26 protein-coding genes are annotated in these 22,380 nt (G+C 41.6%); 11 read left to right on the forward strand and 15 right to left on the reverse strand.

Annotated features, from left to right (window positions below; all coding sequences use genetic code 11):
• Positions 1–169: 169 nt before the first annotated feature.
• Together NSS67_RS27080 and ggt are read right to left on the reverse strand one after the other, a co-directional pair.
• The gene (locus NSS67_RS27080; protein WP_339320718.1) at positions 170–1,468 is read right to left on the reverse strand and encodes an amidase family protein; all 1,299 of its coding nucleotides are present in this window, start codon (positions 1,466–1,468) and stop codon (positions 170–172) included.
• A gap of 417 nt (positions 1,469–1,885) precedes the next feature.
• Positions 1,886–3,463, reverse strand: a complete 1,578-nt coding sequence (ggt, locus tag NSS67_RS27085; protein WP_339316829.1) for a gamma-glutamyltransferase — start codon at positions 3,461–3,463, stop codon at positions 1,886–1,888.
• A gap of 240 nt (positions 3,464–3,703) precedes the next feature.
• Between ggt and NSS67_RS27090 the strand changes: the two genes are divergently transcribed.
• Positions 3,704–3,901, forward strand: a complete 198-nt coding sequence (locus tag NSS67_RS27090; protein ID WP_339316830.1) for a hypothetical protein — start codon at positions 3,704–3,706, stop codon at positions 3,899–3,901.
• 85 nt (positions 3,902–3,986) lie between these two features.
• On the opposite strand, the gene NSS67_RS27095 is transcribed toward NSS67_RS27090, so the two are convergent.
• Positions 3,987–4,364: a PH domain-containing protein gene (locus tag NSS67_RS27095; protein ID WP_339316831.1), complete on the reverse strand. Its 378-nt coding sequence runs from the start codon at positions 4,362–4,364 to the stop codon at positions 3,987–3,989.
• Positions 4,365–4,542: 178 nt separating this feature from the next.
• Here NSS67_RS27095 and NSS67_RS27100 point away from each other — a divergent pair, with 178 nt between their 5' ends.
• The 3 genes from NSS67_RS27100 to NSS67_RS27110 all read left to right on the forward strand — a co-directional run bounded on the left by NSS67_RS27100 (position 4,543) and on the right by NSS67_RS27110 (position 7,298).
• A complete protein-coding gene (locus NSS67_RS27100; protein ID WP_339316832.1) occupies positions 4,543–4,710 on the forward strand; it encodes a hypothetical protein in 168 nt (55 codons plus the stop codon).
• 120 nt (positions 4,711–4,830) lie between these two features.
• On the forward strand, positions 4,831–6,795 hold the full coding sequence (locus tag NSS67_RS27105) for an ABC-F family ATP-binding cassette domain-containing protein (RefSeq protein ID WP_339316833.1): 1,965 nt from the start codon (positions 4,831–4,833) through the stop codon (positions 6,793–6,795).
• Between the two features lie 35 nt (positions 6,796–6,830).
• On the forward strand, positions 6,831–7,298 hold the full coding sequence (locus NSS67_RS27110; RefSeq protein WP_339316834.1) for an ASCH domain-containing protein: 468 nt from the start codon (positions 6,831–6,833) through the stop codon (positions 7,296–7,298).
• Positions 7,299–7,398: 100 nt separating this feature from the next.
• Here NSS67_RS27110 and NSS67_RS27115 read toward each other — a convergent pair whose 3' ends face one another.
• The 4 genes from NSS67_RS27115 to NSS67_RS27130 all read right to left on the reverse strand — a co-directional run bounded on the left by NSS67_RS27115 (position 7,399) and on the right by NSS67_RS27130 (position 9,764).
• The gene (locus tag NSS67_RS27115; protein ID WP_339316835.1) at positions 7,399–7,551 is read right to left on the reverse strand and encodes a hypothetical protein; all 153 of its coding nucleotides are present in this window, start codon (positions 7,549–7,551) and stop codon (positions 7,399–7,401) included.
• Between the two features lie 169 nt (positions 7,552–7,720).
• The gene (locus tag NSS67_RS27120; RefSeq protein ID WP_339316836.1) at positions 7,721–8,338 is read right to left on the reverse strand and encodes an NUDIX hydrolase; all 618 of its coding nucleotides are present in this window, start codon (positions 8,336–8,338) and stop codon (positions 7,721–7,723) included.
• A gap of 34 nt (positions 8,339–8,372) precedes the next feature.
• A complete protein-coding gene (locus NSS67_RS27125; RefSeq protein ID WP_339316837.1) occupies positions 8,373–9,326 on the reverse strand; it encodes an RNA methyltransferase in 954 nt (317 codons plus the stop codon).
• A 42-nt stretch (positions 9,327–9,368) separates the two neighbouring features.
• On the reverse strand, positions 9,369–9,764 hold the full coding sequence (locus NSS67_RS27130) for a helix-turn-helix domain-containing protein (RefSeq protein ID WP_339316838.1): 396 nt from the start codon (positions 9,762–9,764) through the stop codon (positions 9,369–9,371).
• A 114-nt stretch (positions 9,765–9,878) separates the two neighbouring features.
• Between NSS67_RS27130 and NSS67_RS27135 the strand changes: the two genes are divergently transcribed.
• The 3 genes from NSS67_RS27135 to NSS67_RS27145 all read left to right on the forward strand — a co-directional run bounded on the left by NSS67_RS27135 (position 9,879) and on the right by NSS67_RS27145 (position 12,959).
• On the forward strand, positions 9,879–10,562 hold the full coding sequence (locus NSS67_RS27135; RefSeq protein WP_339316839.1) for an SDR family NAD(P)-dependent oxidoreductase: 684 nt from the start codon (positions 9,879–9,881) through the stop codon (positions 10,560–10,562).
• A 158-nt stretch (positions 10,563–10,720) separates the two neighbouring features.
• A complete protein-coding gene (locus tag NSS67_RS27140) occupies positions 10,721–12,076 on the forward strand; it encodes a dipeptidase (protein ID WP_339316841.1) in 1,356 nt (451 codons plus the stop codon).
• 676 nt (positions 12,077–12,752) lie between these two features.
• Complete coding sequence (locus NSS67_RS27145) at positions 12,753–12,959, forward strand: hypothetical protein (protein WP_339316842.1); 207 nt, start codon at positions 12,753–12,755, stop codon at positions 12,957–12,959.
• Between the two features lie 113 nt (positions 12,960–13,072).
• Here the strand turns inward: NSS67_RS27145 and NSS67_RS27150 are convergent, their stop codons facing one another.
• Positions 13,073–13,288 carry a helix-turn-helix transcriptional regulator gene (locus tag NSS67_RS27150; protein ID WP_149647260.1) on the reverse strand — a complete coding sequence of 72 codons (216 nt, stop codon included), beginning with the start codon at positions 13,286–13,288 and terminating at the stop codon, positions 13,073–13,075.
• A 542-nt stretch (positions 13,289–13,830) separates the two neighbouring features.
• On the opposite strand from NSS67_RS27150, the gene NSS67_RS27155 reads away from it, so the two are divergent.
• Positions 13,831–14,067 (forward strand): hypothetical protein, encoded by a 237-nt coding sequence (locus NSS67_RS27155; protein ID WP_339316843.1) that lies wholly within the window; start codon positions 13,831–13,833, stop codon positions 14,065–14,067.
• 337 nt (positions 14,068–14,404) lie between these two features.
• Here NSS67_RS27155 and NSS67_RS27160 read toward each other — a convergent pair whose 3' ends face one another.
• Positions 14,405–14,680 carry a hypothetical protein gene (locus tag NSS67_RS27160; protein ID WP_339316844.1) on the reverse strand — a complete coding sequence of 92 codons (276 nt, stop codon included), beginning with the start codon at positions 14,678–14,680 and terminating at the stop codon, positions 14,405–14,407.
• Between the two features lie 580 nt (positions 14,681–15,260).
• Here NSS67_RS27160 and NSS67_RS27165 point away from each other — a divergent pair.
• Together NSS67_RS27165 and NSS67_RS27170 are read left to right on the forward strand one after the other, a co-directional pair.
• The gene (locus tag NSS67_RS27165) at positions 15,261–16,316 is read left to right on the forward strand and encodes an MBL fold metallo-hydrolase (RefSeq protein ID WP_339316845.1); all 1,056 of its coding nucleotides are present in this window, start codon (positions 15,261–15,263) and stop codon (positions 16,314–16,316) included.
• The gene (locus tag NSS67_RS27170; protein WP_339316846.1) at positions 16,313–16,528 is read left to right on the forward strand and encodes a DUF3006 domain-containing protein; all 216 of its coding nucleotides are present in this window, start codon (positions 16,313–16,315) and stop codon (positions 16,526–16,528) included. The genes NSS67_RS27165 and NSS67_RS27170 overlap by 4 nt, the downstream gene beginning before the upstream one ends.
• Before the next feature lie 197 nt (positions 16,529–16,725).
• Here the strand turns inward: NSS67_RS27170 and NSS67_RS27175 are convergent, their stop codons facing one another.
• From NSS67_RS27175 to NSS67_RS27185, 3 genes are all read right to left on the reverse strand, one after another.
• Positions 16,726–17,151 (reverse strand): hypothetical protein, encoded by a 426-nt coding sequence (locus NSS67_RS27175; protein ID WP_339316847.1) that lies wholly within the window; start codon positions 17,149–17,151, stop codon positions 16,726–16,728.
• A 79-nt stretch (positions 17,152–17,230) separates the two neighbouring features.
• Complete coding sequence (locus NSS67_RS27180; protein WP_339316848.1) at positions 17,231–17,956, reverse strand: hypothetical protein; 726 nt, start codon at positions 17,954–17,956, stop codon at positions 17,231–17,233.
• 269 nt (positions 17,957–18,225) lie between these two features.
• Entirely contained in the window at positions 18,226–18,450 is a 225-nt protein-coding gene (locus tag NSS67_RS27185; protein ID WP_339320719.1) for a hypothetical protein, read from the reverse strand.
• A 202-nt stretch (positions 18,451–18,652) separates the two neighbouring features.
• Between NSS67_RS27185 and NSS67_RS27190 the strand changes: the two genes are divergently transcribed.
• The gene (locus NSS67_RS27190; RefSeq protein WP_339316849.1) at positions 18,653–19,735 is read left to right on the forward strand and encodes a hypothetical protein; all 1,083 of its coding nucleotides are present in this window, start codon (positions 18,653–18,655) and stop codon (positions 19,733–19,735) included.
• 265 nt (positions 19,736–20,000) lie between these two features.
• Here NSS67_RS27190 and NSS67_RS27195 read toward each other — a convergent pair whose 3' ends face one another.
• The 3 genes from NSS67_RS27195 to NSS67_RS27205 form a co-directional block, all read right to left on the reverse strand.
• The gene (locus NSS67_RS27195) at positions 20,001–20,672 is read right to left on the reverse strand and encodes a hypothetical protein (protein WP_339316850.1); all 672 of its coding nucleotides are present in this window, start codon (positions 20,670–20,672) and stop codon (positions 20,001–20,003) included.
• A 177-nt stretch (positions 20,673–20,849) separates the two neighbouring features.
• On the reverse strand, positions 20,850–21,638 hold the full coding sequence (locus NSS67_RS27200; RefSeq protein ID WP_339316851.1) for a toll/interleukin-1 receptor domain-containing protein: 789 nt from the start codon (positions 21,636–21,638) through the stop codon (positions 20,850–20,852).
• A gap of 162 nt (positions 21,639–21,800) precedes the next feature.
• Complete coding sequence (locus NSS67_RS27205) at positions 21,801–22,358, reverse strand: hypothetical protein (RefSeq protein ID WP_339316852.1); 558 nt, start codon at positions 22,356–22,358, stop codon at positions 21,801–21,803.
• Between the last annotated feature and the right edge of the window lie 22 nt (positions 22,359–22,380).

The raw sequence follows: 22,380 nt of genomic DNA on the forward strand, positions 1-22,380 counted from the left end.
TGGAAACTAAGCACCTCAAGGTTTATTGAGGACTCATCTGTCTGAGGATAAGAGGTGGGATTGTCATGTGTGTGAATGTCATATGGGATTATCAGTCGAGCTTATACTTAAATGGCTGGCAGCAAGCACCTTTGGTCTCTTTTTCTCAGAACAAATTTTATCCATCATCTCAAGACCGCTGCCACACTTCCTTCACCCATGAGAGTAACCGTAGATCCTGACCATGTCCGGCAATAACGGACAATCCCAGCGGAAGTCCATTTTTAGTGAGCATAGGTAACGTTACCTGAGGCAGGCCTGCCAGTCCGGCTATACAGCTCAGCATCATCGCTCCACTACGGTTCACCTCCAATTGACGCAAATCCCCACCACGCAGTGGTGCTGATTCCGGCACTGTCGGAATCACAAGACAATTATCTTCGCCCAGCAGCTGGCGCAATTGGGTAGAAATTTCTTCACGCTTAGATTGCGCAATACGCTGCTCTTCGCCCTCACCCACTAAGCTGGCAGCCCACGAGAAACGAGCTGCAACATCAGGCCCAAAGACTGGTTTTTCTTTCTCAATCCAGGCGCCATGGGTTGTCCAGATCTCACTGCCTTGTAGCTCCCGAAAGACATCCATCCAGACCTTCAAACCTTCTGGAGCTATTTTAGTTTCCACAGAATGATCTGCACCGGTCCGTAAGCGGTTAAGTCCAACCGATAAAATAGCTGCAATCTCTGGATCAACTAAGGCCCAACAGTCGGTGGCAACAAATAAAGTCTCTATTTTCTTTTGAGTATTATTCTCTATTTCATTCTCTATTTCATTCTTTACTTTATTCTCCACACACTTCTCTACATTCTTTTCTAGACTGCTTTCTAAACTTTTCTCTATGTTCGTTGTTACCTTTTCAGACAAGCTTCCAAAACCAAGTAAAACCTCCCCAACCTTCTGGAGCACATCCAGACGATCAGCCATCCAGCCTACTGTATCAAATTGCGGCGATAACGGAATCACGCCTTCCATATTCACAACATCATGCGTCGGTCGAAAGCCATATACCCCGCAATAGGCGGAAGGGACGCGAATAGAACCACCCGTATCTGTTCCAAGCGCAAAATCAACACTACCAGAGGCTACCGCTACTGCCGATCCGCTCGAAGATCCACCTGGGATACAACCTGCGGCACGGGGATTTATTGGCGTTCCATAATGATGATTCTCACCACCTAGACTGTACATCAGCTCATCCGTATGAGTTGCTCCTCGAAGCGTCGCTCCCGATTGGAGCAGCTGACGTACTACTGCCGCATGTCCCCCAGATGGATTGTGACTCCGCAGCCAATCTGGATTACCTGCCGAAGAGCAGTGTCCAGCTACCGCATACACATCTTTCACCGCAAAGGTCAGTCCGTCCAATATCCCGTTTCCTAAGTGCTCAACCGTTAGTTCAGCATCTATAAACGCACCATACCGATTATCCAGCGCCATAGCTTCTCCCTCCCCCTATCACCATTCCTTCTCTGAACTTAATCACAGTTTCACTGCCCTTAATCATTCCTTCTCTGAACTTAATCACAGTTTCTCTAACCCTAATCATTCCTTCTAGAATTCTTTAGTACCACCACACTAGAATTTCCCTATCATAGCTTTCCAAAAAATCCTTTCAAGACACCCCTCCTACGAAATAAAGGCGGAAGAAATGGGAGTGTTGGGGAGAGTACGAAAGTCTACGGAAGATATTCTCACTTAACGTCCCTCCTAGCATCCTACTTAACGCGCCTTCCAGCATCTCACTTAACGTTCTCCCTAGTATCCCACTTAACTTCCTTCCCAGCATCCCTCTTCAAGGTCCAGCCTGCCACCTACCTCCAACCCGAACTCTAGCCAATTTCGTCTCACCTACCAACCAATCGCCGCGCCATCACAGCGCGGATCCGTTCCCCCACTGAGATATCCATTGTCATCTATAGCAATCGCGTGGGCATGACCCATGATCCCGTCAAACGCGTCGACCTTCCGGACACTATGACCGGCTCCTGAGAGATCTGTCAGCACCTCTTCATCTACCCGAGCTTCCACCTTTAGTTCCTGCGTTGGCTCCCCCCACGTTCTCCCCCACACAAAACGCGGTTCACTTACTGCTGTTTGCGGATTCATTCCATAATGCAGCATCCGTGTAAGCAGCAGCGTTTGAGTCTGAGGCTGACCTTCACCGCCTTGTGTACCATACAAAATCGCAGGCTTCCCCTCTCGACAAGCCATGGCTGGCATCAGTGTGTGGAAGCTGCGCTTATGCGGCTCTAGCGTATTGATGTGGCCGGGATCAAGCGAGAAAAATGAACCCCGATTCTGCAGCAAAATCCCTGTATCCCCAGCCACCACGCCTGAACCAAATTCAAAATACAAACTCTGAATAAAAGAGACTGCATTCCCTTCCTCGTCTACAACCGCAGCATAAGCTGTATCACTGCCGATTGGCTGACTTGTCAGCTGTACCGCTTTTTGCATTGAGATCGTAGAGGCCAGTTGTTCTGCATAACGTTTATCCAACAGTTGCCCCAAAGGAATTGCACTAAAATCCGGGTCTGTAAGCACCTTATCCCGCTCGTGAAAGCTTAGCTTCAGCGCCTCAACAAGCAGATGATAATATTCATAAGAACCATGCTCGATTTCTCCGAAATTAAAGTTCTCCAATATATTAAGACTCATCAGCCCCGTGAATCCCTGCGAATTTGGTGGCACTTGATACACCGTATGCCCTTGGTATTCCGTATGAATCGGCTCGACCCAATCTCCCTGATGATCCGCAAAATCATCCCGAGTGAGATAACCACCTGCTGCCAGCATATAATCGCAGATATCTTCAGCAATTTTCCCTTTATAAAAAGAATCCCGCCCACCTGCTGCCAATGTCTTTAGAGTGGCAGCCAGTTGTGTCTGCTGAAATCTCGACCCAGCAGACATAACCACTCCGCCCGGCAAATAAATCGCCGAAGCCTCCGCCGACAACGCAGCTCCTGCGAGTAGCGTATTATTCCGCTGATCCGGCGATAGCGGAAACCCACCCTGAGCATAGTCAATAGCTGGCTCTAGCACCTCCGCTAGCGTTAAGCGACCATACTTGCTCAGCATGGCATCCCAGCTATCCACCATCCCAGGCACGGTGATGGCGCTGCGAATCCCCCGCCTAGGGATGTAAGCTTCCCCCGCATAACAACTTCTGCGAGCTCCGTAACTCGACCGTCCGCTTCCGTTATAGGCCCTAACACGCGCTTCTTGTTTGTTATAAGTCAACCAGAAGGAATCCCCGCCAAGCCCCGTCATATGCGGATAGACTACCGCAAGCGTAGCACTAACCGCCACTGCTGCATCAAAGGCATTCCCCCCTTTTCCCAAGATGCGTGCACCCGCAGCCGAAGCTAAATAATGGGGGCTGACGACCATTGTTTTTGTGCCTATTACGGGTTTCTCCGCCATGCTTCCCATCTCCCTATAAACTTCTCGCTCAATTAATGTCATTTAACATTACATAAAAATCCTTTGTCAATCGATTACGTCAAACCGCAAAATAAACATCCTCTTTTTGTGAGCCATGCACAAAGAATCGCGAATCGCTAGTCATGCTCGTAGATTCACACATATGATTGTATAAAATATGTACCATTAGCAATCGCCTTGTTCAGAATTGGGATTGTCGGCTATGGCGGAGGACCTTCCATGATTCCGTCGATCCGGCTTGATGAGGTAACACGCTACACTTGGCTAAGTGTTAATGAATTCGGAGAAACATTGGAGATGGAACTAAAATGGCGGATTATCTCGGGTATAAACTTCGAGGAGTCTAAGGGGGCTATTCTTTCACTACAGTCACATATTTTATTTAGCACATTGCCGCAATCGCATTCTGGCCCATAAAGCGGCTTAAACTGCATCCTGCCTTAGTAATCTTAGCCGCTTTTGCCTATGACGGTCTGGTACTCCGCTACACTGTTTAACTACACTATTTTAAAATATATTGTGACAATACCGCCTGTACCTCATAAATATTCACGGACTTGTTGAAGGTCTTCTTGAGCGGCATAGTGCTGCTGGAAATATAGATACGTAACTCCGCATCCAGATCAAAATGCCCTGCCGTCTCCACGGAATAATGCGAGATACTTTTGTATGGAATAGAGTGATAATCTGTTTTCTTGCCCGTCAGTCCCTGTATATCCACCAGAATCAATCGTTTGTCCGTAAAAATAAACATATCTCTAATCAGCTTATAGGCTCGTTCAATTTTCTCTTGAGGGGCAAGAATTTGTGCGTATTCCCGCTGTACCTCCGCAAGATTCACCTGAGATGCATTACCCATCAATCCGTCAAAAAGTGCCATAAAACCTCCCCTTTTCATCTGTTGAATTTTAGCAAATCGTCTCTCCATATAGAACCATATTGTTCCACAATTCATATTCTATGCAGTAGATAACCTCTCTCTGCCATCTTTTTACTTGCTTATTTTCCGATAATTGATTACACTGTCATTAATTTGTTAAGAAAGGGGTGTGGAAGGAATGGACCACAATTGGACCAACAGTGTTATTAGTCGGCTACCTATAGCGTTAGCTGGCATTGCTCATGTAAATGGCGATAACGGGAGAAGTCTGTCCAATTTCATGAATTTAATAACACTACACAAATGTGAAATGCCTTTCCTGCCATCACCCGGACGGATCAGTTAACCGGAGTTTGATAAGGCCGTGGGGAAATTTCCCTACGGTCTTTTTTTATGGTTTTTTATAGGACTTCGGAGCCATTTAGGGTACTGGCGGTGCAAAGGGCATTCTTAAAGGAGAATATAAATGATTATCCAATGCCAAAATGTTCAAAAATACCACGGTGCACAGCTCGTGTTAAATAGCATCACCTTCGATATTCGACAAGGGGAAAAAATCGGCCTGATCGGCCGCAATGGCTGCGGTAAAACTACGCTTTTCCATCTACTGAACGGTGAAGAGCGCCCAGATCAAGGGCAAATCTCCATACGCAAAGGCAGCGTAGTAGGGATGCTGGCTCAAATTCAAGAGGTGAATGAAAAAGAAACCGTTTATGACGTTCTACAGCGTAGCTTTGCCGAACCTTTGCAGTGGCAACAACGCCTGCGAGAGCTGGAGCTTGAAATGTCCACCTTCAATACCGGAACGGATGAAACGCTATGGAATCGACTGCTGAAAGAATACGGTAGCCTTCAAGATAAATTTGAGACCGCAGGAGGCTACGAAATTGAATCCACAATTCAGCGAGTTGCCACTGGTCTAGGAATCGGAACGGGGCAATATAGCCGCCTATTCGCCTCTCTTTCTGGTGGCGAGAAGACCAAGGTCGGTCTCGCAGAGCTGCTGCTACGCCGTCCAGATGTACTTCTACTCGATGAGCCAACTAATCATCTAGACATGAACGCCATTGAGTGGTTAGAGCAGTACTTACAGAGCTATGACGGTACAGTACTAGCCATTTCCCATGATCGTTACTTCCTCGACGCTGTAGTCAAGAAGGTAATTGAGATTGAAGACGGCGAAGCCATCACCTTCCACACCAACTATAGCGGCTATCAAGTGGAGAAGGAAACACGGCTTCTTCAACAATTTGCTGATTATCAAGAACAACAGAAAAAAATTAAGCAAATGCAGGAGAGCATCAAACGCCTCATCGAATTTGGGAATCGGGGAACTCCCCCAAACCCTGCCTTTTACCGGCGAGCAGCATCCATGCAAAAAGCACTGGATCGTATGGTAAAGGTTAAACGTCCTATTCTTGAGCGCAAATCGATGGATTTGCAGCTGCAGCAAAATGATCGTTCCGGTAATCAGGTCGTCATTCTGGAGGATATCGGAAAAGCATATGGTGAGCGGAGCCTTTTCACAGGCGCAAACGAAGTGCTTCGCTACGGAGAGACTACGGCACTCCTCGGGGGTAACGGAGCAGGTAAAAGTACACTTTTAAGAATTATATTAGGGCAGGAAGTCCCGGACAGTGGAAGCTGTACTCTTGGTTCAAGAACCGTAGTCGGTTACCTCGCACAAGAGGCTGTCCCTGAAAATAACAAACAATCTGTACTCCGCTACTTCCGCGAAGAAGCCGGTCTAGAAGAAGGTGAAGCGCGAGGGCAGCTTGCACGTTTCCTATTCTATGGTGCCGATGTGTTCAAAGACATCATGAATTTGTCCGGAGGGGAATGGACCCGCCTGCGCTTCGCAGTGTTGATGCATCGTAAACCAAACCTGCTGATTCTGGATGAACCAACGAACCATCTAGATATTGACTCTCGTGAAGCGCTAGAGGAAGCGTTAGAGGAGTTTCCAGGCACAGTGCTGGCCGTATCACATGATCGCTACTTCATCAATCGCCTGTTCCACAAACTGTGGTCCATTGAAAGTGGACGATTTGGAGTCTTCAACGGCAATTATGAGTATTACAAGGAGAAGCAAGCTGAAAAAGCATTAGCAGCACCAGCTGCTATTCCTCATCAGCCTAAACCCTCCTCTTCAGAAGGAACCACGTCACGCTCCGGTAAGCCTCAATCTAACGGTTCAGTGAATGTTACCTCGGCTAACACGTCCAGTTCCCGCAAAAAAAGCATCCACTTCGACTGGGAGAAGGCTATTGCAGAGGTTGAGGATCAGCTTGGCGATATCGATACCAAAATGCTAGATCCACTGATCAGTAGCCATGCGGCAGAGCTCGCCGAGCTACAAAAAGAACGCGATACAGTGCAAGAGCAATTAGATGAACTTTATGCGGGCTGGATGGAAACCGTCGGCCATTAATGAACATACACCTTTTGAACGAAGGAGATAAAAATATGTGCAACAAAGAGAAGATTAAGCTTTTTTGGGAAGATTACACCCAGCTTCATCCTCAAGTAGCGGATAATTACGAAGCTTGGGCCTTTGGAGACAATCCCCAAATGGCCGATGAATTGCTAGATCTGGTGATCCGCGGGATCAAGACAGGAACTGCTTCAAACTATGAAGTTTATGAAGTCAGCGAAGAGACGTTACCGGAAATTGGCCGACACAGCATCCTGCTAGATGGGCATGGTAATCCGCAAGCAGTGATCGTTACAACCAATGTGCAAATTACACCCTTTGATGAGGTCAGTGCTGACTTTGCCTATACCGAAGGCGAGGATGACAGAACACTGGAGTCGTGGCGCCATGAGCATGAGAAATTCTTCACCAGAGAATCCTTAGCGTTCTTGAAGAAACCTTTTAAACCAAAGATGAAGGTGGTTTGCGAGAATTTTAAACTGGAATATACGAAATCCTGAGGACTACAGGTACTAAAAAGGCGGTCTCTTCTACAACGAAGAGACCGCCTTTTGTATATACTATACAATCATCAAAATTAGATAGTTATTAAAATATAGCTTAGCGCCAAAACCCCAGAACCCAGCCAATCACAGAGATCCATAACGGAATGCTGATTAAGATACCCCAAACCAGCCCAGTGGCAATATTGCCTTCTGCAGGACGCACCACATTTTCCTGATTCAATGGAATGCTCAATTTTTCTTGTTCCATGCGATCCCCTCCTAAAATTCTTATCGTCACAGTAGAGGAAAAAATGTAGACCGCTCGACCCAAAAACTTAGAATATCCAATATTGTAAGTGCTTACATAATAAATATTAACCAGAATTTGAATAGTTTAAAACTTCGGTTTTCGGAAGTCATTCATCATATGCGAATTCTTAGTCTAATATTACAACTTTTTCTGGATTTCGTAAATATTCAAACATCGTCCGTATCTGTTCTTTTGTATTCCGCTCTTCGGAGAGCTCAGGAAGCTCATCTTCTGCGAAAAAAGATACTTCACTTGTCTCCACTCCTTGTTTTGCCTCTCCGCCTACGATTTTGCATAATATAAAAAACTTATACACGTGATACGGTTCCGGAGGATGGTTATGGAATTTCTTATCTAGAACAGCTAGCAAGCGAATCGCTTCCGCCTCAAAGCCTGATTCTTCTTGAATCTCCTTGACTACAACCTCACTCGGTGACAGCCCGATGTCCCCCCAGCCTCCAGGAAGTGCCCACTTCCCATCTAATTTCTCGCGGACAAGTAGGATTCTGCCTTCCTGAAATACAACACCGCGGATATCCACCTTCGGCGTAGAATAGCCACGCTCGCCAGCAAAGGAGAGCCTTATTCTCTCCTTGCTTTCGAACGTATAATTAGCGAGGATATCCACGCTCAGCTCCCGTAAAGCCTGATACCGTTCTATATCATAAACATCTTTAGCGTAAGTTAGTCCAGTCTGTGCGATGGCCTGTATTTCTTTTGCCCAGGTTAACCATTTCTGCTCCATTGCTGCACCCCTTTTAGATTACGAGTAATCAGGTTTACTGGCAAAGCATTAAGTGACGGGAAAACAATCCTTTTTTGGCTTCACAGCGGTCTATAATCGTAAATCCAGCTTCATTAATCATCTCGTCCATCGGTTCAATCGCAACGATAACCACACGGTCTGCAATCCGGCGCGCATTCACCAGAATAGCAAACTGTTCCTCAGGTGTAATACTAGAATATAGATTATAAGGCATATCTACAATAGCTACGTCGTAATGTTCTGTGATGTCAGCAATATCCCCAAGCGTTACCTCACTTGTGAATCCAAAATGAGCAATATTCGTTCTAGCACCGATCGCGATCTGAGGGTTAATGTCACGTCCGACCATATTAATTCCCATCGACAGAGCCTCTACCATTACAGTTCCGATGCCGCAGCAAGGATCGATTGCTCGTACACCCTCCGGATTCGGAACAGCGATATTGACCGCAGCTCGGGCCACACGTGTGCTAAGAGCGATAGAGTAGCTGCGCGGCTTCTTCATTTGACGGAACCAGGTGGCTTTGTTCTTATGATAAGCTCCAAAGTACCAGCGCCCGCCCAGCGTTACAATACCGTATACGAGCTCCGGATGATTAACATCCGCTTCTCCTTCAATACGCAAGCCGATTTCTCTCTCGATCACTCTACGCTCATCATATTCTATTTTGTCGGCAGGGGACAGATCATTGGTCTTCACAAAAATAACCTTAAACGTCTTGCCGCCAAGCTCCACTTGCTCCGTCTGATCATAAATTTCGGGCAAGCTGTCTCCCTCGTACATGACATCAATTCGCTCTTTAATGAAGGGACTGCGGCTAACATCCACCTCTACCTCACTCTTAAAGATTGAAGAAGGCATTCCCCCTCCAAAAAGACAACGCAGCTCCATCTGACACAGAGATAACTCATCCTCCGAACAGGTGTAAGTATATATAAATGTGTTCTTTCCACTATTCTTTTGCAAAATAATCCATCCTCTATCCCAGTAAATTGTACTGCTAGCTTGCTAGTCCTGCGTCTCGTGCTGACTATCATAATCTATACGCGCTTCGGCGATCTTTCCATTATTTTGGTTAACCCATTCCACAAGCGAGGTTAAAGGCTCCAACAATGATTCTCCTATGCTCGTCAGACCATATTCCACAGTCAAAGGTACTGTAGGCGTTGCTTTACGCCAAACAATCCCATCCCGTTCTAGATGGCGAAGGGTTTGTGTCAGCATCCGTTGCGAAATCCCTCCAGAGCGCCTTTGCAATTCTTTGAATCTCAGAGCTTTAACACCCAAATTGACAATAATCAGTACACTCCATTTGTCTCCGACCCTGTCCAGAATCTGGCGGGTAATGGAGCAATCCTCCAGCATCGGCATGAACCGAGTGGGTTCTTCCATCGAATGTTCCAATAGTGGTTACCTCCATGTAACTTAAGCATGTAATAGTGCCTTCTTGTCCCTCAAGCTTATACAGCTTATCATGGTTACTGTTAGTAATCAACAACCGGAAAGGAACTATTAATCATGAAAAAAACTATAGCTATCATGGGAGCTGGCCCCGGCCTAGGACTCTCCATCGCCAAAAAATTCGGAGCAAATGGATTTCAAGTCGCCCTAATCTCTCGTAATGCGGATAAATTGAACACTCTCGTAGAAGAGCTTCGATCGCAAAATATCGAGGCGACTGCTTTTCCAGCAGATTTATACATTAAAGAACAAGTAATTGCTGCCTTCCACGACATTAAAGCAAAATACGGCTTTATCGATGTTCTTGAGTTCAGCCCTACAAGTGGAAACTACCCACCTACCCCAGCTTCTCAAGTTACTGAGGAGAATGCACTAGATGCCTTCCAAGCTCTGGTTGTAGCTGCGATTAGAAGCGTAGAGCAAGTATTGCCTGAAATGCTGGAGAAACGCAGCGGTGCGCTGCTGTTCACAACCGGTCTATCCTCCATCTATCCCATGCAGATGATGGGTAATGTCGGTATCGCACTAAGCGGACTAAGAAATTATGTCCTCAATCTTCATGCTGACTTGGCTCCAAAAGGAATCTACGTAGGGCATCTAGCGCTTGGCGTATTTATCAAGCCAGGCACAGCTACAGATCCAGGGCTCATTGCCGACGCTTGGTATGACATGTATGTGAATAAAGACAATGCAGAAGACACTTTTCCTCAGGGTGTGACTCCGGCCACGATCGTTTGGTAAGACGTCTCCCTAATCGCTTTTGATCCATAGTGAGTTCTCCAGTATAATGGTTCCTATAGAATGCTAAACAAGACGGTCACGCATGGCCAATAAGCTTATGCCTAGGTGCTTACGAAGCCGGTTTTGCGCAGCAAAACTTAAGGAGGTACATACTCACTATGTCATACGAAACGTATTTTTCAACGCACCGAGATGAACATCTCGAAGAACTAAAACAATGGCTCACCATCCCAAGTATTTCTGCCTTATCTGAGCATAAGGACGATGTACTCGCCGCAGCCCATTGGCTGACGGACACATTAAAGAAAGCCGGACTTGAGAACATTGAACTTCATCCGACAGCGGGACATCCCGTTATATATGCCGACTATCTTCATGCTCCGGGTAAGCCAACCATTCTTGTATACGGACACTACGATGTGCAGCCAGTAGATCCGTTAAACCTATGGACCACACCTCCATTTGAACCAGAGATCCGTGATGGCAAGCTTTATGCACGCGGAGCAACGGATGATAAAGGACAAGTATTCATTCACTTCAAAGCGATTGAAGCGATACTGAAACAAGAAGGTACTCTTCCTGTAAACATCAAGCTTTGCATCGAGGGTGAAGAAGAAATCGGTAGTATAAATCTACCGCCATTCCTTGAAGCTAACAAAGAAAAGCTGGCTGCGGACGCGGTTCTAGTCTCCGATACATCCCTGCTGGAGCGTGGTCGCCCTGCAATTTGTACTGGACTGCGTGGTCTTGGATCACTTGAAGTTAGCGTGACAACAGCTCTTACAGACCTTCACTCTGGATCTTACGGCGGCGGCGTTCCGAATGCACTGCATGCGCTCGTGTCCTTGCTCAGCTCGCTTCATGACGACAAAGGCCGTGTTTCCGTAGAGGGCTTCTATGATGGAGTACCTGAGCTTTCTCCAATGATACGGGAGGAATTCGTGAAGCAAGGCGTGAATGAGGATAAAATCCGCGAAGCACTTGGACTAGATGCGTTATACGGCGAAGAAGGTTATTCCTTCGTTGAGCGGATTGGCGCTCGCCCTACCCTTGAGCTTAACGGTGTTTATGGTGGTTTCCAAGGGGAAGGCAGCAAGACGGTTATTCCTAAAGAGGCACATGCCAAGATTACCTGTCGCCTTGTTGGCGATCAGGATCCACAGCATATCCTTGATGCTGTGGAGGCTCATCTGAAGGCTAATATTCAAAGCGGAGCGAAAGTGCATGTGAAGCAAATGGAAAAGGCACGTGCCTTTAACATCGATCCATCAAATCCGATTCTGCAAACTGCAGCGGACGCTTACGGTAAAGTATACGGAACCCGCGCCCTCTTCACTAAAGATGGTGGTTCCATTCCGATCATGGAAAGCTTCTCCCGTGTACTTGAAGCACCAGTGGTCCTAATGGGCTTTGGCCTTGATGATGAGAACCTGCATGCACCGGATGAGCATTTCAACCTTGAGAACTTCGATAAGGGACTGCTCACCATTGTGGAGTTCTTAAAGACTGTTTAAGAAAATACACAGCATATAAAAAGCCAGACTCCACTTGTTTGTGGAGTCTGGCTTTTTACTGTTTGAATTATGGAGCGGGTGAATAGAAGGCTGTTCGTTTAAACCGCCGCCGCTTACAGAGCACACATCGCTGTACTCTCTGCAGGATTTCGGAGGTTTGGCGAGTAGGAACTCCTGTGTACGTTAAGGATTTTTCTTTGGTGGAGAGTGTTATAGGGAAATCCTCCCTATAAAATAGGTCATCGCTGTTATTGTGACCTGGTTATACGGAAAAATTCCCTATAGTCAATCAATGACCTTAAATCACATAATTATACGGAGAAATTCCCTATAATTCCAATAGACCGACCCTGAAAAAGAGCAATAGATAGCATCAAGAACGCAACATCAAGAAGTGTATATATGAACGTAGAATGTAACCCCTATAATTAAAAAAATCCTTGCGTCGCAAGGATTTGGAAGTTTAAATTATGGAGCGGGTGATGGGAATCGAACCCACGCTATCAGCTTGGAAGGCTGATAATAAGGTATGTCAGTGTCGGTCTGTCCCTTAATATATATGGGTTTTCCATAAATTCAAGGGTGTTAACAAAGTCAGAAACCACCACTATTACCCACGTAGGTCAATTTCCTTTGCCCCTATTTTGCCCCCTGTTGAATACGGGGAGGTTATCATATGAAAATAAAAGACCTTAAACAAGGAATTGGAGTCCAGATCATCGCAGGCCACTGGAAAGACCGTATAGGCACCATATGTCAATTTGCATTTGGCAAAATCATCATTGATATTGGAGAACCCTTACTCATTAGTGAACCACCTGAATATCTTGAACTTGCACCAGAGGATCCATTACCTCCAGGATGGGAGGAAGTCGAGGTATAAACTAAAGCCCTGCTACCGTAATGGTCAGCAGGGCTTTATTATACCGCATACTATCGTAGGGTTGATTACAGATAAAACAAAAGAATTTCTTAGCAACAAAAGAGCCGTCCAGGTTATCCCTGTGACGACTCTTCTACATGTTCAATGATATCGTTTGGTTGTACTCCGAAATGGCTACAAAGTTTGTCCAGCACTTCAAGAGAGATATTCTCACCCTTACCCATCTTCGCTATAGTGGACGGACCAAGGCCAAGTGCCTCCCTTAAATCCTGCTTCTTCATTTCATTTTTCGCTAATAGCACCCATAAGGGCTTGTACGAAAACGGCATTATATTCACCTTCCTACTTCTTTATGTACTCATAATAATAAAATAAATACAGGAAGTCAAACTTTTTATTTGACTAAAGATACAACATATGATATATTTAATACAGGAAGTGAAAGTAATACTTCCCGAAAGGAGAGAAGGGATGAAGGATTGGGTACAACTCCTAACAGCATCTATCCAGTGTTACACAGCTTATCTACTGCTAAAGGACAAGAAAAAAGGAACCAAACGCCGCGCACCACGCAAACGTAAATAGGTTCCCGGAGGAAGGGATTGAGCCCCTTCCTCCACCCAATCATAACACACTCACACCAGAAAATAAATTAGCCGGCGGGCATACGCGGGAGGGATATGAATGTTGAATATAATCACTTGGATTGTTATCGGAGTATCACTTGTTTTGTCCATCATTGCAATGATTAGATCCCGGAGACGCCACTGATGCTAACGATACAACGACAGTACCATTACTCAAATGACAGTGCTACTTACTTTGGAATGTCCCAGATAACTTTAAATGATCTAGGAGCACCCCCTACTTTATGAGATGGGAAGAAATAAAGCCGGGGCAGTCCGTGCGTATCTGTGACAATCACGATAGCGGATTTGGTGGAAGGTGTGGAAGAGTTGTAGCGATTGGTACTTTTATTGGAATCAGCGAACGTATAGGTGCGTTAATTGACATACATGAACCACTACTAGTAATTATTGAACCAGAAGCCCTCGATGAAATCAACTTCGAACCACTGCCACCAGGATGGGCTGAATTTGATATATAAATTATCTAATTAAAATGCCTCGTCAGTATAATCACTGATGAGGCACATTTTTACAATTGTCGCGGTTGGGTGTCTTATTGACTTTATTGAGCTATCGTGTCCCGTTAGTTCAAGAAGAATCGTAAACATTTCACTATTCCTTTACTTCGGTTAATTTCAATAAAACGCCCTTTTAACTAACCTGCCCATTAGCTTAAAGCTATTACCGCAAAGGTACCATCGACAGCAATATTACTATTCCTGTTTAATTTTTGATAATATATCATAAAAAAGACTATTGAATGGACTTGTCGACAGTCTTTTTTGGGCTATTATTTGAATGGACGCATTGTTGCAGCTATTCCTTTAGGGCATCCACATATTGCTTCGCTTCTAATAGTGACAAACCAAGCACTTCTCTCGCTTTTTTAATAGCTGCTACTTCCTTGCCGTTACGTACGAGCTGGAGAACCTCATTTTGAACAAGATGTGGGGGCAGACCTTCAGACTTGGCAATTTGGTCAACATTTACCTGCATTGTTTTGATACGAGCTTCCATGGCACTTACTTTGTTATACACAGTTAAACATACAACTAAGGACACAAGTGATATCGAAATTGATAGGTATTCCATTTGCGCCACTCCCTTCTATCTCTTCTTTTATTCTAAATGAAGATGTCTGGTTAAACAACTTTATGTCGTGTCCTATTGAACTAACTGCCCGTTAGTTGAACAAATAAAAAAAGCTGCCGAAGCAACCGCTATTCCACTAACGTGTCCCGTTAGCTCTATAGTTTGATCGATCTAAAGTCATCTATTTCTCTTTTCATCTAAATATATATCGAGCGCTGCTATCGCTCTGATTAATAGCTTTATGATTAAATACAGTGTATATAATCCAAGCAAAATGAAAAGTCCGTAAGCAATCATAAGGATCATTGGCCAAAACATCGATAACATTGTAGAAGAAGTACCCATATTCCATCTCCTTTAAAACAAAATTTATGTGAGCCATGACTAATAATCGGGAACAGTTAATTTCCAAGACCCAACCTCATATTACCATAATTGGAACTATCCTGCCGCTTAGCTTAATAAGGGATAAGTGAAAATGTAGCCAGAAATAAGTGAATAGTTACGAAATGAAGTAGAAAATATTACCTTATTCTGATAGACTACTCCCAGAATCATACATTGGGGGTATTTATTTTTTATGAAAAGAATTATTGTTTCAATCTTCATGTCACTCGTTTTATTGTTGATGCCTGTACTTGCTGAGGCACACCCAGGACGTACAGATGGAGATGGCGGTCATTATTGCCGCACAAATTGCGCAAAGTGGGGACTGGAAGACGGAGAATACCATTACCACAATGGTGGAAGTTCAGATTCAAAACCGACTGCCACTGCTAAACCAGCTGTTAAACCTACCGCGAAACCAACACCAAAGCCTACTGCTACACCAGCTCCAACTTTGCTTTTACCAAAGAAACAAAACGTTGGCACTCTTCAGGTTTACTTTTTCGATGTTGGTCAAGGTGACTCTACCTTAATCCGGACTCCGAATAATCAATATGTACTCATTGACGGAGGTGATAACACTCAGGGTAAAAACGTAGTAAAGTATCTGAACGCTCTTGGTGTAAAGACACTTGATGCCATGGTAGCAACTCATCCTGACGCGGATCATATTGGCGGTCTTGACGATGTTTTAAAGGCTGTAGACGTTAAATCTGTATATGCCCCAAAGGTTTCCCACACGACGGATACATATAAAGACTTTCTAACTGCAGTCAAAAATGAAGGTCGTACAATAAAAAGTGTGACAAAAGGGGGTACCATTCCCCTATCTGGTATAGAAGCAAACTTTCTGGCCCCCATCAATACTTACGGCGATGATTTGAATAATTGGAGTGCAGTCCTGAAGATCACTTACAAAAACAACTCCTTCTTATTCACTGGAGATGCTGAGCTCAAATCTGAAAATGATATGCTTGCAGATGGTCTGGCTCTTAAAGCAGATGTTCTAAAGGTCGGCCATCATGGATCCAATAGTTCAACCAGCAAAGCATTTCTTAATGCCGTTAAACCACAGTACTCATTAATAAGCGTAGGTAAAAACAATTATGGACATCCAGATTCCGGAATACTTACAAGGTTAAAAAATGCAGATACTTCTATTTTACGAACTGATCAAAAAGGTACAATTACTGCTATTAGTGATGGAAGTAAAATATCCTTTACGACAACTAAGGGGGCTTCTAAATGAGAAAAGGAATTATTGATCGCTTCGAAGGAGTATATGCCGTTGTAGAATTTGAAGGGCAAACTGAGGATATCTTAAAATCAATTTTACCTAAAGAGGCAAAGTCTGGAGATACTCTTATTTTTAAAGATAATGAAATTCTGATCGATAAGAATGACTCGAAAAAGAGAAAAGAAGACATTCAGCAGCTAATGGACGATTTGTTCGAAGATTAAAAAGAAACCCTGGAGAAATCCAGGATTTCTTTTATAGATTTTTAAACACAGTTTAGGGAAGGATCCATTCAAATGAAATACTTATATTTGAAAAACTTGTAGATAAACATTAGCCGTCCCAATCAAAAGTATTCTAGTCAAAAAAGTTAACTCAGCTCTATGAATACCATTATTATAATTCAGTGCAATTGGATTTATTAATACTGATAATAAAAAATAATATAGATATATACGCCTAACAAAAGTAGCAATTTTAAATAAGATTGGAAATCTCTTAAGCCTTTTCTTTTAATGAATTGAACAGCTCTGATTAAAAAGAGAATTGGAAAAAGAATTAAGACAACATACGTAATAAGAAAATTCTTTTCGATACCCGGTATGAGATGAACATATGTAGCGAAAAGAATAAGCAGTAATGATAGTAGTTCATCGTGTTCCTTTATTATTATGGAGACTAAAACTAATGTAAAAATGACTAATGGAATAATATAATTACTAAATATTACTTCTAAAAAACTTTCATCAAAAGATTTGCTTGTTACTTGCAATGCCATCCACAAAGCTACTAAAAAACCTGTAGTAACATAATGCCATAAAACGCTTTTCCTCTGAAGTCTAGACATAGTCAACTCCTATTTTATATTGAAATCAAAAAAACTTCCTCATCTATTATTATAGCATGAGGAAGTTATTTTATTTTAATTAATAAATAGTATACGAGCTATTTTTATTATACGTACCGTCGGTTGGCGCGTCAACGTATGGATATTCTGCCCATGGTAAAAATATAGTGTTCTCTCCATAGCTTGTATTATAACTCGTGTATTTTGATGCCCCACCTGTTGCTCTGATCTGTCTAATAACATCAGCGGTCATTAGATCATCCATTATCGATGCTAGACCATACCAACCAATTAAGTGACTTATAACTGGGTATTTACTAGACAAAAGATAACTCACAAAAACTGTTGTTACATCTGACCACGTAGCTAACTTGCCATTTTGATAATTTTGAATTAATGATGAGGTTACAGTTGGCGCGTTTAGTTGCTCCCTAAGAGTCCCTGCATACAGGCTACCAGAATACACTTGCGTGAAGGTTTCCCCTCCCCTAGGCATGCGAACATTTTTAGATCGAGCGCTGAAGTTATTAACATTTTCCGAATAACTATTTTCTATATAATCATAAAATACCTGATAAACCTCTTCAGAAGCGTTTTGAGCATCCAGTTGTTCTTTAGCGATTTCTTTAAGTGCAGAGATTCCTTCCTCGTCACTCATTCTATTACGTTGATTATTCTCCTCTGCTTTTTTTACATCAATATCCCACCAACTTTCAGTATTGGTAGTTTGACTCTCGGACGCAAAAACTGGTACGACTTGGAATATTAGTGCGAAAACAAGTAAAAATGATAATACTTTTTTCAATTTAAACATCCTCTCTTTTTTTTAAAAATACTAGTAAAATATACTATAATATGGATTATTTTGATGTAGTATTAAAATACTATTTAAATTACAAAATCTATCAAATTACGACAAATATTATATTTTAAATTTTAATATATCGACATAAAAAAACAAAATAAATAACAAAATAATTCCATTTTTTTGTTTAAAACCATACAAAATTGATAAGATTGAAACAGAAAAAAACCTGTCAGCCAATAAGGTCGACAGGTTTTTGTTATAAATACTTATGCCAAAATCATCCTAAATTCAAATTCATTTCTCATGTAATAAGCATCGGCAACCTTAACGCTACAAGGACTCCATTTCTGGACTGGACCTCCACAATCAATTATGCAGCCAGCTAGATCACCACGGCGTTCAAGTATATCCACTTCAGACTGTGACAAAGCAGCAGTTAGAAATTCAGAGTCTGACTTGATGACTTTGTATACATTACTCAATACGATCACTCCTATGCAATAAAATACCCTACCGATATTGGCAGGGTACGGTGCTTCCGTATAACTGTAATATAAACTACTCTCCACTTTATGTATGTGACAAATAAGGATATTATTATATTTTCTCATTATTTATCCATTATTCTCCGATAATAAAGATTGGACACCATATATCAACCTTAAAGAAAATTGTGAGGAGAGAAATAGATCCATGCTGAATGCTGAACCTTTGCAGTCAATAATTAAATGTCTTACGATTACGCTTGAAATCTCAATAATATTTTTTCTGATTTTTTTCCCAACCATTAACCGTTTACCTGTATTCAGAGTTCTTTTCCGAATCGGACATCGTATAACAACCATGATGCTACCTGTATCTTTACCACTATTTTTTGTATATGTGTTTACTATCTCCGGTATCATGATTGCCTCAAAATTTTCAAGTTTACCTTTCAATTCCTTTTTATTGGCATTTTCATTATCCACGAAAATCTTTTTGTACACACTTTTCCCAGCCCTGATTATTCATCTAACTTGCTTATTAATAATGTCTATCCTTAAATCAACGCATAAAATTCAATACGAACGTTTTGGAATTCTATCTCAATGGGGAACAAAGACAAGAGCTTATAAGAGAGCTATCAATTGGGTACCCGTTGTTTCAGAAAAACTACTGCCTGTATTAAAATCCTTAACAACGAATAGACCTACCTTAAATATTCTTGCTCCGGCAGCCAATGATGGAACAGAAGAATTAGACCTGGCCCAATCTTTTTCCCAACTGACTCAACGCAAAATTCGTATGCAAACCAGTGACGCTTCACCTATGAAACACCAAAAAACTTTGAATACTCCAACTGTTGAATTCACTTATGAACAGTGTGATGCTTTTGAGCTTCCAAATAAGATTAAAGAATTACAAGATATAATTTATGACCCTAAAGGCATCCTTTGGTTTACATTCGGTAAGGACAAAAAGTTACTGCCTGCTCTCCAACTCTTTTATAATCTACTCACACACGATGGCATTGTAATTATAGATGCTCCAGATGAACAGAAAAGAAATCAGAAAAAAAATCGCCATCGCCTTTATTTTGGAATGAAGCTACGGTATTATTGTGAGTCATCCACCTATACTCATATTGAAAAGGCCTTTAAACCGGGCTCTGCAGCAAGTAAATTGTTTACCTTAGAAAAAGTCGATGGACTATCCGGACCTTACGGAATGGTGATACTTCGAAAAGTTCCAGCTGATACTTTAAATCAGAGAAAAAAAGAAGAGAACGTAGGATAATACATAAGAGAAAGAATAGCTCATCTTCCATTTAGGTTGATGAGTTATTTTATATTTGCTCTGAATTCAAAACACTAGGACAAAGTTTAAACCAGAAAGCCTGATGGATTCAGGAGTAAATTCTTCTACAAGACCTCCATAATTAATTATGTGGTCTATCTGATCCGGACCAAGCCTAAACCAGACAGACACCTTGGATTTCGCTAGGGCGGACACGAAGAAATCATTGTCACTCCGTAAAACTTTATATGTAGTGTTCAAAGTATCACTCCGCCTGAATTTTTTCTTTACTTTCTACTATACTAACCTTTTCTTCTGCATTAATAACCTTCTTCGCCGTGTCAACAATTTTTGTAAAAAACGCAAATATAAACTCGGAGCTGTATCCTGCCGCAAAAATAATTGCATTGATTTTTGAAATCCCTACTATTGTATCGTCTTCAATTTTAACGAGACTAATAAAAACAATTGGGAATAAAAAAACCAATAGAAAACGAATATTAAAGCTTTCATACTCATTTTTCAAAGCCAGCGCTTTGGAGAACATATAAGAGAATGTACCAAACAATGCGATGAATGCAAAATAAAGAAACTGATAAACACTGAACAAAAAAGGTTGATTTAACTTAGATAAATCCTCAGTCAAGTTAGCTATTAAGATTGAAAATACTCCTAAAATGACGATGCCCCAAATTCCTCGTTGTAATATTTTTTCTTCATTTTTTTCGGGATGGTTTACCAATTTCTTTTCTAATACTATTATTTCGTATTTAATATCTACAAGTTGTGAAAGACTTGGTTCCTTTAAGATCAGTCTTTTTTCAATTTTTTTGCATCTTTTAGTTAGCGAAGATGGAAGTTCAGAATTCGAGGTTAAGTACTTTCCTCTTATGCGCTCTATCTCTTCAATAAGCATTTGCTGGGTTAATTGTGTCATTAATTCCTGCCAACCACCTTATATTTAATTAGGTAATAGATCAAATATAGTTCATTTGGAACATTATGTATATGCACTCTATATCTCTGGTAAGGAAGATTTCCTGAAAGCAAAGAAATGCCCCACCATTGTTGGCAGGGCACGGTGCTCCAGTGCTCATGAATTTCAAAGTTCAAATTAGATTTTATTTAATCTACGAGTTATTGCTTCTATTAACAAGGCCAATTCATTATCCTTTCCAAAGGCATGGCTATATGCTGAGAGAACGTGACTCCCTTTCATACGTTCCTTTCTAATAGCATGTAATACATATCCAGCTGTTACTGTAGTGCCCTCTATTGTAAAAGCAAAATTGCGATTGATATCATCTAATTCAGGGTACGTATCTTTCTCTGATTCAATGCTACGTAACAAGTTATCAGGAATAGCACTTCTTTCGATGGCTAATCGATCTAACAGCATTCTTTTTTCTCCGTTTGTCACATCCAATTTCTTTCTTACTTCTTCTAGCTCTCTCATTAATAATTCTGCTTCTTTACGACTGATAGTTGGTTCAGTTACATTTGAAGGTACTTCGTCTAATCTATCCATTAATAACTTCAATCCATGTTTATAACTCTCCTTACTTGTAAAATCAGCATATAATTTTCCCTTTAAGAATCCAGGAAGTTCTACACTCTCTAACATTATAGGTAGCACTTTCACTACTTTTCCTTCGATTTCTTGGTTCATAGCAATATCAACTTCTCGTTTGACCCATTCGGAATTAATTGAGTTTTTCGATAATACTACTCCCACAAACATAACTTTATCTATGCCTTCTCTTATTTTTGTTATAAGAGAATCCCCTATTTTTATTTCTGCTTCATCAACCCAAACGTAATACCCTTTCCTTTGCAAATCTTTTGCTAATTTTCGAACGAACGGTTTATCATTAGAGTTATGACTTAAAAAAATACTACTCATTTTACACGTCCCTCTTCTATTTGATGTAAAAAACAAGTAAAAATAGTATATTTCATTTGGAACATTATGTATATGTACTCTATATCACTTGAAAGAAAATTTTCACGGAACGCAAAGAAATACCCCACCATTGCAGGTAGGGGTGAAGTTTGCTTATATAAGTTAGTGTTTATATAAATTGCAATTCTCATCATTTTCCATAATAACATTTAAAAAAATATCCGCAGGTAAGCCAGACTTTTTCATTTTAATAAGATTAGCTTCGTGTTCATTTACTCCATGAACAGTTACTCTCCCGACTGCTTTTCCCTTCGATAAATAAACATTCAAATCAATTTGATCTTTTGATAGAAACGGGAATGATTTCGACCATAAAATAACTTCATTACTTTTAGTGTTAATTTCGTAAATGGATTTTTTTGTATTGTTGGAATTAACAAGAACTTTAATACCAAAATAAAACAAAATTATCAAAGGTATTAAAATTACAGATAAAATAAAACCTGATAATTCCGATTTTGTGGTTAGGAAGAAATAAAAAATCCCTGTTACAAGAGACAAGAAAGCCCAGACAACAAGCGCTAACTGAAAAGTGATGGAAATTGCCTCAGCTTTATTAAAAATTGTTGAAGCCTTCCAAGTCTTTGCTCTGTAGAGAAGAAAGGTGAATGTAAAAATGAAAAATAATAATGCCATTTGTACTATTATTATTGTTTTCATCTTTTCACATAACCTCCTTATC

Origin of the sequence: Paenibacillus sp. FSL R10-2734 (assembly GCF_037963865.1) — a bacterium.
GTDB lineage: Bacteria > Bacillota > Bacilli > Paenibacillales > Paenibacillaceae > Paenibacillus_AQ.

Bases quoted from the DNA above. Each gene is read 5' to 3' on its own strand.
- ggt (WP_339316829.1), bottom strand. From the start codon at position 3,463: ATGGCGGAGAAACCCGTAATAGGCACAAAAACAATGGTCGTCAGCCCC.
- NSS67_RS27090 (WP_339316830.1), top strand. From the start codon at position 3,704: ATGATTCCGTCGATCCGGCTTGATGAGGTAACACGCTACACTTGGCTA.
- NSS67_RS27095 (WP_339316831.1), bottom strand. From the start codon at position 4,364: ATGGCACTTTTTGACGGATTGATGGGTAATGCATCTCAGGTGAATCTT.
- NSS67_RS27100 (WP_339316832.1), top strand. From the start codon at position 4,543: ATGGACCACAATTGGACCAACAGTGTTATTAGTCGGCTACCTATAGCG.
- NSS67_RS27105 (WP_339316833.1), top strand. From the start codon at position 4,831: ATGATTATCCAATGCCAAAATGTTCAAAAATACCACGGTGCACAGCTC.
- NSS67_RS27110 (WP_339316834.1), top strand. From the start codon at position 6,831: ATGTGCAACAAAGAGAAGATTAAGCTTTTTTGGGAAGATTACACCCAG.
- NSS67_RS27115 (WP_339316835.1), bottom strand. From the start codon at position 7,551: ATGGAACAAGAAAAATTGAGCATTCCATTGAATCAGGAAAATGTGGTG.
- NSS67_RS27120 (WP_339316836.1), bottom strand. From the start codon at position 8,338: ATGGAGCAGAAATGGTTAACCTGGGCAAAAGAAATACAGGCCATCGCA.
- NSS67_RS27135 (WP_339316839.1), top strand. From the start codon at position 9,879: ATGAAAAAAACTATAGCTATCATGGGAGCTGGCCCCGGCCTAGGACTC.
- NSS67_RS27140 (WP_339316841.1), top strand. From the start codon at position 10,721: ATGTCATACGAAACGTATTTTTCAACGCACCGAGATGAACATCTCGAA.
- NSS67_RS27145 (WP_339316842.1), top strand. From the start codon at position 12,753: ATGAAAATAAAAGACCTTAAACAAGGAATTGGAGTCCAGATCATCGCA.
- NSS67_RS27150 (WP_149647260.1), bottom strand. From the start codon at position 13,288: ATGCCGTTTTCGTACAAGCCCTTATGGGTGCTATTAGCGAAAAATGAA.
- NSS67_RS27155 (WP_339316843.1), top strand. From the start codon at position 13,831: ATGAGATGGGAAGAAATAAAGCCGGGGCAGTCCGTGCGTATCTGTGAC.
- NSS67_RS27160 (WP_339316844.1), bottom strand. From the start codon at position 14,680: ATGGAATACCTATCAATTTCGATATCACTTGTGTCCTTAGTTGTATGT.
- NSS67_RS27165 (WP_339316845.1), top strand. From the start codon at position 15,261: ATGAAAAGAATTATTGTTTCAATCTTCATGTCACTCGTTTTATTGTTG.
- NSS67_RS27170 (WP_339316846.1), top strand. From the start codon at position 16,313: ATGAGAAAAGGAATTATTGATCGCTTCGAAGGAGTATATGCCGTTGTA.
- NSS67_RS27175 (WP_339316847.1), bottom strand. From the start codon at position 17,151: ATGTCTAGACTTCAGAGGAAAAGCGTTTTATGGCATTATGTTACTACA.
- NSS67_RS27190 (WP_339316849.1), top strand. From the start codon at position 18,653: ATGCTGAATGCTGAACCTTTGCAGTCAATAATTAAATGTCTTACGATT.
- NSS67_RS27195 (WP_339316850.1), bottom strand. From the start codon at position 20,672: ATGACACAATTAACCCAGCAAATGCTTATTGAAGAGATAGAGCGCATA.
- NSS67_RS27200 (WP_339316851.1), bottom strand. From the start codon at position 21,638: ATGAGTAGTATTTTTTTAAGTCATAACTCTAATGATAAACCGTTCGTT.
- NSS67_RS27205 (WP_339316852.1), bottom strand. From the start codon at position 22,358: ATGAAAACAATAATAATAGTACAAATGGCATTATTATTTTTCATTTTT.